Source organism: Streptomyces durhamensis (genome assembly GCF_000725475.1).
Lineage (GTDB): Bacteria > Actinomycetota > Actinomycetes > Streptomycetales > Streptomycetaceae > Streptomyces > Streptomyces filipinensis.
The window spans coordinates 37,547-50,818 of the sequence record NZ_JNXR01000047.1; the positions used below are offsets into that span (position 1 = coordinate 37,547).

A 13,272-nucleotide genomic window follows, 5' to 3' on the forward strand; every position below is an offset into this window, starting at 1 on the left:
CGATCCCGGGCCCGTGCCCCTAGGAAGCCGGTGCCCTCTCGGCCTGCAGGCGGCGCCACTTCTCCTCGACCACCACCTCGCTCAACCGCCATCCCTGTGGTGTGCGCAGCAGCGCGAAGGCGTAGCGGCCGCCGCACACCAGGTCGGGGGCCGTGGGCCCGCCGTCGGCGGCGAACCGCATCGGGTTCAGGTAGTCGGCCCGCACCGAGGCGGTGTCACCGGTGTCGTGCTCCAGGACGTCGAACCGCAGCCGGCGGTTGACGATCAGGTGCTGCCGCATGGCGAACAGGGTCAGGCTCTCGGCGAGCCATCCGGCGACCTGCCCCGCGCCGCCCTCGATGCCGCCGGCCGAACGGTAGTCGGCCCGCCCGTCCGCCGTGAAGAGCCCTCGGTACGCCGTCCAGTCGCCGTCGTCCACCGCCACCGCGTACGCGGTGATCAGCTCGTCTACGGCCAGCCGGTCCATCACGGTCGCCAGCTCCGCGCGCTGCGTCATTCGGCACAGTGTCGGGCATGGCGGGCGCGGAGCCAAGAGGCGTGCGGGGACATTCGGTAGTGCCGGGACATCCGGTGCCGCGGGAGGCGGCCGGGACCCGACCCCCGCGGCGGACTTCACACCACCACAGCGGACGCCTGGACGCCGGAACGCTCTTGAGAAAGCATACGACCGACTGTACGCTTTTTGCATGGAGCAACCCTTCCTCACCGAGGCGACCGACCCGTTCTGTCTGGGGCACTCGGATGCCGTGACATTGCTGACGGGGGCCCCGTGGGCCAGGTATGCCGTCATCGGCGACAGCCTTTCGGCGGGAACCGGCGATCCCACCCCGGGCTACCAGGACCAGGGCTGGTCGGACCGGGTCGCCGCTGCCCTGCGGTCCGTCCGGCCGGAGCTGGAGTACTTCAACCTCGCCGAGACAGGGGCGACAACCGCCCAGACGCTGGAGAACCAGGCGGCCCGCATGGCCGAGTTCTCCCCGGACCTGCTCCACCTGCCCTGTGGGGCCAACGACATCGTGCGGCGCAGGCCGGACTTCGCCGAGACGGAACGAACGCTCCGGCAGATGTACGACGTGGCGAAGCGGACCGGCGCCCTGCTGACCACGTTCACGCTCGGCAGGGCGTATGTCGTCCCCGTATACCCCGACTGGCCGGAACGGATCACCGCGGTCAACGAGATCGTGCGCGGGCTGGCTTCCGAATACGACGCCCTCGTGGTCGACATGTGGGATCACCCGGTCAACGACCGCGTCAACCTGCTCAGCGAGGACCGTATCCACTTCTCGACCTCGGGGCAGGCCGTCATGGCGGCCGAGGTGGTCAAGAAGCTGGCTGCTGCCCTGGGCCGTCCCGGTTCCACGCAGGGACGGACCCCGACGAACGACGAGGTCTCCTACCGTGGCGAATAGTCAGCGATCAGCCAGTCGGCCGTCAGTGGACGCGAAAGCCGACGCCATTCCCTGGACGACGATATCGGTTGTCCTGACCGCCCTGTTCATGGCCGTCCTCGACTCGTTCATCGTCGTGGTCGCCGACCCCTCGATCGTGGCGGACCTGCATGCCTCCGACAGCGATGTCCAGTGGGTCCTGGCGGGTTATCAGCTGAGTTACGCGGTCTTCATCATCACGGCCACCCGCCTCGCCGACCTGTACGGCCGCAAGCGGATCTTCCTCCTCGGGGTGGCCCTGTTCACCCTGTCCTCCGTCGCTTGCGCGCTCTCACCGAACGCGGGCAGCCTGATCGCTGCACGCGTCATCCAGGGCCTGGGAGCCGCCCTGATGGTCCCCCAGGTGTTCGCGTACGTCACGGTGCTCGTCCCGGCGGCGAGGCGGCACAGCGTGTACGGCGTGCTCGGCATCGTCATGGGTATGGCCACCATCGGTGGACAGGTCATCGGCGGGCTGCTGATCGGTGCCGACCTCTTCGGCTCCGGCTGGCGGCTGGTGTTCTGGGTGAACGTGCCGATCGGAATCGCCATGTTCCTGCTCGCCGTGCGCCACGTGCCGGAGAAAGGCTCAGCCGCCACCCGCAAACTGGACATGCCCGGCGTCCTGGTGCTCAGCGCGGCCCTCTTCCTCCTGGTGCTCCCGCTGATCCAGGGTCAGCAGGCAGGCTGGCCCGGGTGGGTCTGGGCCTGCTTCGCGGGCAGCGCGGTCGCGTTCGGCCTGTTCGTCGTGATCGAGCGCGGCCTGGAACGGCGGGGCGGGGAGCCGCTGATACCGCTGACGCTGTTCGGACAGCGCTCGTTCTCGCTCGGGATCGTTCTCGTCCTCGCCCTGTACGCGCTGATCTACTCCTATTACCTGGCCTTGTCGGTGACGTTGCAGCAAGGCCTTGGCATGTCGGCGCTCGGCGCGGGCCTGGCCTATACGCCGGCGGCCATCGCGTTCTTCGTGTTCAGCATGGTGGCGAGCCGCATCATCCCGAAATACGGACGACGCGTTCTCGAGGTGGGGGCGATCGTACTGGCGAGCGGCTATCTGGCGACCGGCCTGTTGCTGGTGTCCGGCCCGCGGATCACTCCGCTGCTCGTGATTCCCACCCTCGTTCTGCAGAGCGTCGGTGGCGGACTGGTCATCACGCCGGCGCTCAACACGGTGCTGAGCCGCGTCAGGCCGGAGTCCGCAGGTGTCGCGTCAGGGGTCCTGTCCACGGCGCAGCAGTGTGGCGGAGCGCTGGGGGTCGCCGTGATCGGAGCGGTCTTCTTCAGCTCGTTCCATCCCGCGGCGGTCGGGAGGGTGGCTGCCGCCGGCCACGCCTTCGCCGTCGCGTCCTTCGGGACGTTCGGCATCGCTGTCGTGGCGGGCATGGTGGTCTTCCTCCTGCCGAAGCGGCCGGCGTCCCAGAGCTGAGCCAGGGACCTGGCCGTAGCGACGTCCGGGCAGGCCCGCTGCCCGGACGTCCGCCTTTTCGCCATGCCCTCACGCAGGCAGCCGACGTCGCGGGCCAGGAGGTGCACGCCGCCGCGCCCGCGGAACCGGCGCAGCGCCGACACCCGCTATCGCGGGGGGGTCAACAGCCCCTCGACGATGCGGCGGACCTTGCTCACCGCGCTGTCGTCCCCGAGCCGCAGCGCCGTGTTGGCGGCGCACAGCAGCGCGTCGATCTGGAACACGGCGAGTTCGACGTCCAGGTCCGCGATCTCACCGCTGTCCACCGCGTGCCGCAGTTCGCCGGCGATGACGTCGAGCCACTCCCGCTGGTCGCGGAAGAGCGCGTCATGGACGGGCCCGGTCCTGCCGTCGAACTCCGCGAGGTTCGCGGCCCGGAAGCATCCGCCCGCGAACAGCGGGGTCGAGGCGTAGACGACCCACTCGTCGAGCAGCGCGCGCAGACGTGCGACGCCGCGCGGCGCGGACCTGGCCGGACGCACGACGTTGTCGACGAACATCTCGCGAGCGAAGTCGATGACCGCCAGCTGCAGCGCTTCCTTCGACTTGAAAAGCGTCTGGATGCCCGCCTTGCTGAGCCCGGTGTCCGTGGCCAGACGGCCGAAACTGAGCCCTTCGAGACCATCGAGCGAGGCGATGTCGACCGCCCGCTCCAGGACGACCTTCCGGGTCCGGGCACCGCGCAGGAGGCGTTTGTCCGTGACATCTGCCGTGGCACCACCCATACGGTCGATCGTACCCCAGCCCGGCGGACCCGGTCAGTGAGCGAACCTCCGTGGCTGACGCGCCCTTCCCGGGGTTCGGCGGACCAGTCGGCTAGCGCGCCACGCGGTGGCGGAGGTAGACGACTCCTGAGCTGAAGGTGCGGGTCTCGACGAGTTCGAGATCCACCCGGCGCTCGTGCCGGGGGAAGAACGGAATGCCACCGCCCACCAGCACCGGGTAAACCATGGCCCGGTACTCGTCGATCAGACCCGATGCGGCCGCCTCGGCGGCGAGGGTCGCGCCGCCGATCGCGATGTCGCCTTCCCCCGGCTCGCCCCGCAACCGCTCGATCTCCTCCGCCAGACCGCCGGACACCAGACGGGCATTGCCCTGCACCGCCGACAGCGTGGTGGAGAACACCACCTTGGGGAGCGGCTTCCAGAGCGCGGCCCACTCCAGCATCGAGTCGTCGAGCGACGGATCCTGGTCGGCGGTCTCCCAGTAGAGCATCGTCTCGTACAGCCGTCGTCCCATCAGGTGGACGCCGACCTCTCGGATCTCGTCGATCCAGAAGCGAAAGACGTCCTCGTCCGGCGCCGTCCAGTCGAAGTCGCCGTCCGGCCCGACGATGTAGCCGTCAAGTGAGACGCCCATCGAATAGGTCACGCTGCGCATCGGAAGCCCTCCTCGGTGACGGGTTCGACAGTACGACCGCTGAACACCGCGAAACTCACCGCGACTCGCGGGATCCCATGTGTGTGCGCAGGTGAACCCTCTGCCGGGCAACGACGGTCGTGCCAGGTCGGAGTGGCCGGTGAACACGGCGTGGCCTGGGACGGGAGCTCCTGTCAGTGGCCCCTTCTACTCTGCCGGCCATGAGCAGATGGATGGGCGACACCCGGGTCCTGGCAGAACAGGCCGCTCAGTACCGGACACTCGCCGAGCGCGGCGATCTGCCGGAGCTGTCTCGCGCCGTCATGCGAGCCGCCTGCGACAACGGCTCCATGACGGGCGTGGGGTGCGAGAACATGGAGCTCCTGCGGGCGCTGCCCGATGAGGAGCGGCTGGAGCTCGCCGGCATATGGGCCCGTTGGTATGCCGACGTGGAAGGCGACTGGTCGGCCGAGGAGTTCAAGCGAGACCCCGGATATCTCCGCACCGAACTGCTCATGGCGGCCTCCGGAGTCGCCCGGGGCCTCGACGGGGGCCTCCTGGCAGCCGAACGCCAGGAACGGCTCTTCCCGCTGAGGGACCAGTTCCTCATCTGGTCGACCCACCGGATCTGGGAGTTGGCCGATGCGGAACTCGCGGCCGGGCGCTCTCCCGACGCGGTCGTCCTGGCCGCCTTCCGGCGCACAGGTGCGGCGGCGAAACTGCCGGGCTTCCCTCGCACGCAGGCGGCCGCGAACGGTGCGGAGCCCGGAATGCGGAAGCTACTGGCTCATTTCCCTGGTCCGATACTCAATCCCGGTGAACCGTGGGCCGACGCGGCTCTCAAGCAAGCGGCTGCCGGCGGAGAGCCATGGCGGCGACTGCTTCGGCATGCGGCCCCCGCGACGGCCGCCGCGCCTTCGGCGAAGTGGATACGGACCGGATCGGCCCTGCTGGACGCCGTCGGCCCGGAGGCGGCGGCACGAGCGGTGCTGAGGTGGTTCGAGCTCGCTGAGCTGGATCGGACCTTCCCGCTCCTCGGCCATCCGCATCTCCCGTTCGACGTGAACGCGTGTTTCGACCCCTACAACTCCCATGTGCTGCGTGGACTCGCCTGGATGCTTTCCCTCCTTCCGCAGCGGACGGACACCGTCCCTGCCCTCGCCCGCCTCGTCGAGACCTCCCTGGACCATCGGTCCGGAGACGTTCCCCGCTCGGCCCACGTGGCTGAGGCGGGCATCGTCTCCCTGGCCCGGATCGGAGACCGGGCGGCACGCAGGGAGCTGGAGACCCTGAGCAGAGGGGTCACGCACAGGGGCACGGCGCGGCGCATGGACGAAGCACTCGCGGGGTTCTGATCGGGCCGCGGCGTCGGGCCGTGTCAGGCCGCCTCGATGATCTCGCCGCGGATCGCCTCGGCCCACTCGACCACCAACAGCTCGTACTCCGCGCGTTCTTGGGCCGACAGGGTGCCGCCCGCACGCAGCCACAGCGCCCGGATCTGCTCGTTCACCTCGGCGGCAGACCGCACGGAACCAGAGGGTAGGGAATCGGGGGACATGCGGACAGCCTAGGGGTAAGCACTGACACTGCGCTACCGCCCGGCTACGGGGAAGGTATGGGGTTGGTCACCGTCGCCGGTCGCGGCGCCCCAGATCGGTCCAGACCACCGGGCATATGCCGTGCCGGGACGTCGTGCGGAGAGTGGCCCGTCGGCGGTGAAGTGCCGGGGTGGGCAGGGGCGTAGGGCAGCGGTGAAGCCCTGGAATGCGCAGGCCGCGGCGACTTGGGGAGCCGTGGCGGGCGGTGGGGGCGCAACGGCGGGCGGTTCGGATGCGCCCGGGCCCGGGAGATGTCCGAAACGGTGCCGCCGGGCAGGAGCCGGGACGCCGTCGGCTCCTGCCCGGGTTCAGCTCGCCGACTCCGCCGCGTGCGGGCTGAGCACGCCGGCCGAGACCAGGGCGATGATGACGACTCCCAGGGCCACGCGGTACCAGACGAACGGCATGAAGCTCTTGTGGGAGATCCACTTCATGAACCACGCGATCACCGCATATCCCGAGGCGAACGCGATGACCGTCGCGAACAGGGTCGGGCCCCAGGCCACGTGGCCCCCGCTCACCGAGTCCTTCACCTCGAAGGCGCCCGACGCCAGCACCGCGGGGATGGCGAGCAGGAAGGAGTAGCGGGCCGCGGCCTCGCGCCTGTAGCCCATGAACAGGCCGCCGCTGATGGTCGCGCCGGACCGGGAGACGCCGGGGATGAGCGCGCAGGCCTGGCACAGGCCGTAGATCAGGCCGTCCTTGACGCCCAGGTCCGCCAGCGTCTTGCGCTGCTTGGGCGCGCGGTGCCGGCCGCCGGTCTCGTCGCGGGCCGCCAGACGGTCGGCGATGCCGATGACCAGGCCGACGACGATGAGCATGGTGGCGGTGACCCGCAGATCGCGGAACGGCCCCTCGATCTGGTCCTTGAGCGTCACGCCCAGCAGCCCGATCGGGATCGAGCCGACGATCACCAGCCAGCCCGTCTGCGCGTCGTGGTCCTGGCGCATCGCCTTGTCGAAGAGCGACCGGGACCACGCCGAGACGATCCGGCCGATGTCCTTGCGGAAGTAGATCAGCACCGCGGTCTCCGTGCCGATCTGCGTGATCGCGGTGAAGGCCGCTCCGGGGTCCTTCCAGCCCGCGAACGCCGCCGTCAGCCGCAGATGGGCGCTGGAGGAGACGGGCAGGAACTCGGTCAGCCCCTGGACGAGGCCGAGGACGAGGGATTCAAACCAAGACATGGAGGTCGGCGTCCCAGTGCGGAGAGGTAAAAGAATGATCAAGTGACGAGGTCAGCGTAGCGGGCACCGGGGGTGGCGGGTCACCGGGGTCGGCCGGACCGCGACGCGCCGCACCTCCCGCGGGTGTTGACCGGTTCGCTCGCCGCCGCGTAGTTCGCCCCGTGAGGAAGCGCTTGCTGCAGTCTCGTGCCGCGCCCGCCGCCGTACCGGAGGAGTGCTGAGCCCGCCCATGCCGTCCTCTCCCCTCCCGCCCGGGCCCTCCTGTTCCCACCCGCCCCAGCCCGGTTCCTCCGCTGCGGCGGCTCCCCTCACCGGCCGGCGTATCCGGGCGGCCCTCGTCGGCACCGGTGCCATCGGGCACGGCTCCCATCTGCCCGCGCTGGCCCGACTGGCGCGGGAGAGCTGAGACGGAGGCCGTCGCCGCCGTCGGCATCGACGAGGACGCCGTCAAGGCGTTCTGCGCCGGGACCGGCATCCCGCACGCCTGCACCGACCTCGACCGGATGCTGGCCGAGCAGCGGCCCGACCTGGTCAGCGTCTGCACCCCGCCGCGGCCTTCCACCGGGCCGCCGCCGCGCTGGTACGACCCAGGGTCGCGGAGTGGCGTCGACGCTGGAGGAGCGGTGCGCTGGCGGCGGCGGAGGCGACGGGCCGGCATCTGGACCAGCCGGCGTCGGGCGCCGCGGCCCATCTCGGCGAGGCCGTCGTGCGGGCCGAGCAGCCCGTCGAGCGAGGGCGGTTCGGCATGTGCGGACGGCTTGATGTGTACCGCGCGCCGCTGTAGTGGCGCGATGGACCGATGAGCGTCTGCGGCTTCGTCGTGGCTGCTCGCGCGGTTCCCCGTGCCCTGTGTGCGGAGCTGCTACGCCGCCGTCGGCCCCGTGAGCGTCCAGCCCGGGGCCTGCGGGTGCGCCGTGAGGTCCTGGTGGCGCACCTCGTCGCCGCAGGCCCGGCAGGTGACGACCGGGACCAGCGCGTGGCCGCAGGCGTGCTCGACGACCATGGGCAGGCCGGTGCCCTTGCGGAGATGGCGGTCGCCCCACTCCTTCAGCGTCATCAGGACCGGCTCCAGCTCCAGTCCCGCCTGCGTGGCCCGGTACTCGAAGCGCTGCGGGCGCTCGCTGTAGACGCGCTTGGTGAGGACCCCGGCGTCCACGAGCCGGCGCAGCCGGGCGGCCAGGATGTCGCGCGGGGCGCCGATGTTGCGCACGAGCTGGTCGAAGCGGCCGTTGCCCAGGCACACCTCGCGCAGGACGAGCAGGGAGTACTTCTCGCCGACCAGCGCGAGGGCGTCGGCGATGGAGCAGGGGCGCGGGTCTTTCGTGGCGGCCATGACGGCCAGTCTAGGGGAGGGTTTGATTTTCCAACCCTTCCGGCTATGGTGAGTTTGGATTTCCTACTCACTGGTAGCTGTCGTGGCCCGCCACGGACAGCCAGGCGGCCAAGGAGGCCCCGCCATGCGCGACGCAGTGATCGTCGAAGCCGTACGCACCCCCATCGGCAAGGGCAAGCCGAACGGCTCCCTCGCCGACGTCCATCCCGTGCAGCTGCTCGCCCACACCCTGCGCACCCTGGTCGAGCGCTCCGGCGTGGACCCCGAGCTGATCGACGACGTGATCGGCGGCACCGTCGACCAGGTCGGCGAGCAGGCCATGAACACCACCCGGTACGCCGTCCTCGCCGCGGGCTTCCCCGAGACGGTCCCGGCGACCACGGTGGACCGCCAGTGCGGTTCCTCCCAGCAGGCCGTGCACTTCGCCGCTCAGGGCGTGATCTCGGGCGCGTACGACCTCGTGGTGGCGTGTGGTGTGGAGTCCATGAGCCGGGTGCCGATGTGGTCCAACGTCCCCGACGGAAAGGACCCGTTCGGGCCTGGTGTCGCCGAGCGCTACCCCGAGGGCCTCGTCCCGCAGGGGGTCAGCGCGGAGCTGATCGCCGCCAAGTGGTCACTGACGCGGGCGCGGATGGACGAGTTCGCCGTCTCCTCGCACCGGAAGGCCGCCGCCGCGTGGCAGGGCGGTCTGTTCGACGCCGAGGTCGCGCCGCTGGAAGGCGTCACCCGCGACGAGTGCGTACGGCCCGGCAGCACCCCGGAGATCCTGGCCGGCCTCAAGCCCGCCTACTACGATCCCGGCTTCGCCGAGCGCTTCCCGCAGATCGAGTGGAACGTCACGGCGGGCAACGCCAGCCCGGTCAACGACGGCGCCTCCGCCGTCCTGATCACCTCCGGCGAGACCGCGGCCCGGCTCGGCCTGCGCCCGCTCGCCCGCCTGCACAGCTTCGCCGTCACCGGCTCCGACCCGCTGCTGATGCTCACCGGCGTCATCCCCGCCACCGAGAAGGTCCTGCACCGGGCCGGGCTGCGGCTGGACGACATCGACCTCTTCGAGGTCAACGAGGCGTTCTCCAGCGTGGTCCTGGCCTGGCAGCAGGAGACCGGTGCCGAACTGGCCAAGGTCAACGTGCACGGCGGCGCCATCGCGCTCGGCCACCCGCTCGGGGCGAGCGGCACGCGGCTGACCACCACCCTGGTCCACGCCATGCGGGAGCGCGGCGCCCGCTACGGACTGCAGACGATGTGCGAGGCGGGCGGACTGGCCAACGCGATGGTGCTGGAATCGGTGTGACCGTGGGCGCCGCCGGGTGATGAGGGCCGCTCCGTGCCGCCGGCCGGCTGCCTCGCCGTCCTGGCGGCCGTCCCGCCGGGCCCTCGGCCGTGCCGACGGGGGACGGCGGCGCGGCGGAGCCCGTACGCGCCTGCCGGCTCCGCAGGTGGTGCCGCTTGCGCCAGGCGATCGTTGTCAGGAAGGCGGGGGACGTCGCGCTGAGGCGTGGGCGTCGGTTGCCGCGCCGTCGTGGGTGTTCGTATCACCGGGCTGTGGCTTTGCCGGGACCGCGGCGCGGTGGGAGGGCGCAGGCGCCTGCCGGCTGCGCAGATGGTGCCGCTTGCGCCAGGCGATCACTGCGCCGGCGAGCGCCGGTGCGGCGATGGAGGCCATCGCGATCAGGAAGGCGGGGGACGTCGGCGCCGAGGCACGGGCGCCGGCCACCGCGTAGGCGGCGGTGTTCGGGATCGACCCGAGCGCGGTGGCCAGCAGGAACGGCCACCAGCGCATCCGGGAGACGGCGGCGCAGTAGTTCGCCGCCCAGAACGGCACGCCCGGGAAGAGCCGGGCCGCCAGCATGGACCGGAATCCGTGCCGGCTCAGCTGTCCGTCGGCCGCCCGCAGCCAGCGGCCCCGCAGCAGCGGGCGCAGGGCGTCCTGCCCGAGCACCCGGCCCAGCCCGAACGCCACGCCCGCCCCGAGCACCGTGCCCGCGAGCGCCGTCGTCAGCCCCAGCTGCGAGCCGAACAGCGCACCCGCCGCCAGGTTGAGCAGGGGCCTGGGCACGAACGCCACGGTGCACAGCCCGTACGCCACGGTGAACACCACGGCCGCCGCGAGCCCGCCGAGCTGCGGCGGCCAACCGTGGGTCAGCAGCCGCTGCGGCTCGAAGACCAGCACGGCGGCACCGGCCCCCGCGAGGAGGGCGAACAGCAGCGACAGCCGGGCGTACGGGGACCCCAGCGCGCGCCTGCAGCGAGCGACGACGCCCGGGCGGGGGAGGGGCGTGGTGAGGACGGCCGGGGGGACGGCGAGCCCGGTGGCGGCGGCCCGGGGCGAGGCCGTGGCGGTGCCAGAGCGGTTGGCATCGAGCATCCGGCGACCCTAACCGACACACATGTGTGATCGCCGTCAAGAGTGTCCCGTCTTCGCCACAAAGCGGTCCGGGCGCCCCCTGGCGCCCGGACCTGTGACCCGTGGTTCACGCGGCGAGCGCGTGACCGGGGTGGAGTACCACCTTGGTGTAGCCCTCGATCCGCTTGTCGAACTTCTCGTACGCCTGCGGCGCCTGGTCCAGCGGCAGCTCGTGGGAGACCACGAAGCTGGGCTTGGCCCGCCCGGCGATGATCAGGTCGCGCAGCTGGCGGTTGTACCGCTTGACGTTGCACTGACCCGTGCCCATCTGCTGGCCCTTCTCGAACATCTTGCCGATGGAGACCAGCAGCTGGCCGTGCTTGGCGTGCTCGTCGGGGCCGCCCGGGTCCGACGGCACGTACAGCCCCGGTACGCCGAGCATGCCCGTCGGCCGTACCGTCATGACCAGCTCGTTGAGGACGATGGCCGGTTCCTCGTGGCTGGCGTCGTGCGCCTGGGCCTGGTAGCCGACGGCGTCGACGCCCTTGTCGGTTCCCTCGCCTCCGGTCTGTTCCTTGATCTGATCGGCCGGGTCGCCCTTGGTGAAGTCGATGGGAATCGCTCCGATCTCCTCCGCCTTGGCGAGCCGCTCGGGCACCCGGTCGACGGAGAAGACCTTCGCCGCACCGCGCACCAGTGCCGAGTAGGCGGCCATCAGCCCCACCGGTCCGGCACCGTAGACGGCCACGCTCTCGCCGGGGGAGACCTGGGCGAGTTCGCAGCCGTGGTAGCCGGTCGGGAAGATGTCGGCGAGCAGCACGAAATCGGTCTCGAACTCCTCGCCCGGCGGCAGCTTCAGGCAGTTGAAGTCGGCGAACGGCACCCGCAGCAGCTCGGCCTGGCCGCCCTTGTACGGGCCCATCGCCACATAGCCGTACGCCCCGCCGGCGAATCCGGGGTTCACCGTCAGGCAGAAGCCGGTCTTCCCGGCGAGACAGTTCTTGCAGAAGCCGCAGGCGACGTTGAAGGGCATCACGACGCGGTCACCCTCGGACAGGGAGGTCACGCCGCTGCCGACCTCCTCGATGATGCCGAGGTTCTCGTGTCCGAAGACGATGCCGGACTGGGCCGCCGTACGGCCCTCGTACATGTGCAGGTCCGAGCCGCATATGGCGGTCGACGTGACCCGTACGAGCACATCGTTGGGATGCTGGATCTGAGGGTCCTGGACGTCCTTCACCGCCACACTGAAGGGCTCTTCGTAGACGACCGCTTTCACCTCTGTCACCTCCGCGTCGAGCGCTGGACGGCGGCGACGAGGAGGGGGCCGCTGCCGAGGAGGACGCACGCGCGGGACACACCCGGAAGGCGCGGGCCCTCGGACTGTGCCGTGGCCCCATGTGCCCGCTTCACCGCCGGTACTTCCAGGTAACGCCCGCTCGGCGGGGGGTGCAACCCCCGCCACCCCTGCCACCCGCGGCGCCACGCCACGATGGGCGACGCTGGATGCGAACGCGCATTCGACAGTAGGGTGCGTGCCATGACCCTCACCGGTGCGGCCCCGCCGCGGGTCCCGCGCAGCGCACTCGCCGACACCGTGCTGGAGCGGCTGACGGCCGTGTTCACGGGCGCCGCCGACCCCGGGCGGGCCGCCGCGATGCGGGCGTACATGAAGGACGTGGCGCCCTTCCTCGGCATTCCCACCCCGGCGCGCCGCACCCTGTCCCGTACCGTCCTCGCCGGCACGCCCCGGCCCGCCGAGGCCGACTGCACCGCGCTCGCGCTGCGCTGCTGGGCCCTGCCCGAGCGTGAGTACCACTACTTCGCCGTGGACTACCTGCGCCGGCACGCGGCACGGTGCACCTCCGCCTTCCTTCCGGTGACCCGGCACCTCGTCACGACCGCTCCCTGGTGGGACACCGTCGATCTGCTCGCCGCGCACGTCGTCGGAAGGCTGGTCGCCGCCGACCCGGCGCTCACCGCCGCCATGGACGCCTGGATCACCGACGACAGCCTGTGGGTGGCCCGCACCGCCCTGCTCCACCAGCTGTCCTACAAGGAACGCACCGACGGCGAACGGCTGTTCACCTACTGCCTGCTGCAGTCCGGACACCCCGACTTCTTCATCCGCAAGGCCATCGGCTGGGCACTGCGCGAGTACGCCAAGACCGACCCCGAGGCCGTACGGGCCTTCCTGGCGCGGGAGCGGGGCCGGTTCGCGCCGCTGACGGTGCGGGAGGCGCTGAAGAACATCGGGGCCTGAACCGCCCGGACGGCCCGACGGGCGGGGTCCGCCGGCCTGAACTGCGCACGGGGGAAAAACCATTCGACTCCGGACACCCCGTCGACGATGATCGACGGCATGTTCCGGTACGCCTTCCTCCTCGCAGCATCCGCCGTCGCGGATGCGCCGAAGGCTGCCGTCCCGCTCCTCGTGGCCGCCGTCGACGGCGCCCGAAGCTGACCCTCTCCGGAATGTCCGGCGACCCCGCAGGGGGAGGGTCGGCCAGTCCCTCGGGGTCCCGCATTCCCGTACGACGAGCAGAGGCTTCGAGGTAC

General features: G+C 71.1%; 13 protein-coding genes and 1 pseudogene. 6 read left to right on the plus strand and 8 right to left on the minus strand.

From position 1 onward, the window contains the following. Positions 1–19: 19 nt before the first annotated feature. Complete coding sequence (locus IO33_RS0140295) at positions 20–496, minus strand: nuclear transport factor 2 family protein (RefSeq protein WP_031174075.1); 477 nt, start codon at positions 494–496, stop codon at positions 20–22. A 190-nt stretch (positions 497–686) separates the two neighbouring features. On the opposite strand from IO33_RS0140295, the gene IO33_RS0140300 reads away from it, so the two are divergent. Both IO33_RS0140300 and IO33_RS0140305 read left to right on the plus strand, forming a co-directional pair. Beyond that, on the plus strand, positions 687–1,409 hold the full coding sequence (locus IO33_RS0140300) for an SGNH/GDSL hydrolase family protein (protein WP_031174076.1): 723 nt from the start codon (positions 687–689) through the stop codon (positions 1,407–1,409). Positions 1,410–1,434: 25 nt separating this feature from the next. After that, positions 1,435–2,853, plus strand: a complete 1,419-nt coding sequence (locus IO33_RS0140305; RefSeq protein ID WP_037687212.1) for an MFS transporter — start codon at positions 1,435–1,437, stop codon at positions 2,851–2,853. Positions 2,854–2,999: 146 nt separating this feature from the next. Here IO33_RS0140305 and IO33_RS0140310 read toward each other — a convergent pair whose 3' ends face one another. Together IO33_RS0140310 and IO33_RS0140315 are read right to left on the minus strand one after the other, a co-directional pair. After that, positions 3,000–3,617, minus strand: coding sequence for a TetR/AcrR family transcriptional regulator (locus tag IO33_RS0140310; RefSeq protein WP_031174078.1), 618 nt, complete (start codon positions 3,615–3,617; stop codon positions 3,000–3,002). Positions 3,618–3,708: 91 nt separating this feature from the next. Then, positions 3,709–4,272 carry a dihydrofolate reductase family protein gene (locus IO33_RS0140315; protein ID WP_031174079.1) on the minus strand — a complete coding sequence of 188 codons (564 nt, stop codon included), beginning with the start codon at positions 4,270–4,272 and terminating at the stop codon, positions 3,709–3,711. Positions 4,273–4,472: 200 nt separating this feature from the next. Between IO33_RS0140315 and IO33_RS0140320 the strand changes: the two genes are divergently transcribed. Further along, positions 4,473–5,606 (plus strand): hypothetical protein, encoded by a 1,134-nt coding sequence (locus IO33_RS0140320; protein WP_157858045.1) that lies wholly within the window; start codon positions 4,473–4,475, stop codon positions 5,604–5,606. 23 nt (positions 5,607–5,629) lie between these two features. On the opposite strand, the gene IO33_RS48650 is transcribed toward IO33_RS0140320, so the two are convergent. Continuing rightward, positions 5,630–5,809 (minus strand): hypothetical protein, encoded by a 180-nt coding sequence (locus IO33_RS48650; protein ID WP_031174081.1) that lies wholly within the window; start codon positions 5,807–5,809, stop codon positions 5,630–5,632. A gap of 348 nt (positions 5,810–6,157) precedes the next feature. Continuing rightward, positions 6,158–7,033: an undecaprenyl-diphosphate phosphatase gene (locus IO33_RS0140330; protein WP_031174082.1), complete on the minus strand. Its 876-nt coding sequence runs from the start codon at positions 7,031–7,033 to the stop codon at positions 6,158–6,160. 229 nt (positions 7,034–7,262) lie between these two features. Between IO33_RS0140330 and IO33_RS53195 the strand changes: the two are divergent. Further along, positions 7,263–7,584 (plus strand): annotated as a pseudogene (locus IO33_RS53195) (Gfo/Idh/MocA family oxidoreductase); the annotation flags it as partial. A gap of 311 nt (positions 7,585–7,895) precedes the next feature. Here the strand turns inward: IO33_RS53195 and IO33_RS0140335 are convergent. Continuing rightward, positions 7,896–8,366: a winged helix-turn-helix transcriptional regulator gene (locus tag IO33_RS0140335; protein WP_031174083.1), complete on the minus strand. Its 471-nt coding sequence runs from the start codon at positions 8,364–8,366 to the stop codon at positions 7,896–7,898. Between the two features lie 124 nt (positions 8,367–8,490). Here IO33_RS0140335 and IO33_RS0140340 point away from each other — a divergent pair, with 124 nt between their 5' ends. Next, positions 8,491–9,660: a thiolase family protein gene (locus IO33_RS0140340; protein ID WP_031174084.1), complete on the plus strand. Its 1,170-nt coding sequence runs from the start codon at positions 8,491–8,493 to the stop codon at positions 9,658–9,660. Positions 9,661–9,834: 174 nt separating this feature from the next. On the opposite strand, the gene IO33_RS0140345 is transcribed toward IO33_RS0140340, so the two are convergent. Beyond that, the gene (locus IO33_RS0140345; RefSeq protein WP_078964129.1) at positions 9,835–10,734 is read right to left on the minus strand and encodes a TVP38/TMEM64 family protein; all 900 of its coding nucleotides are present in this window, start codon (positions 10,732–10,734) and stop codon (positions 9,835–9,837) included. A 106-nt stretch (positions 10,735–10,840) separates the two neighbouring features. Then, the gene (locus IO33_RS0140350) at positions 10,841–11,992 is read right to left on the minus strand and encodes a glutathione-independent formaldehyde dehydrogenase (RefSeq protein ID WP_031174086.1); all 1,152 of its coding nucleotides are present in this window, start codon (positions 11,990–11,992) and stop codon (positions 10,841–10,843) included. A 261-nt stretch (positions 11,993–12,253) separates the two neighbouring features. On the opposite strand from IO33_RS0140350, the gene IO33_RS0140355 reads away from it, so the two are divergent. Further along, positions 12,254–12,976, plus strand: coding sequence for a DNA alkylation repair protein (locus IO33_RS0140355; protein WP_031174087.1), 723 nt, complete (start codon positions 12,254–12,256; stop codon positions 12,974–12,976). Positions 12,977–13,272 lie beyond the last annotated feature (296 nt).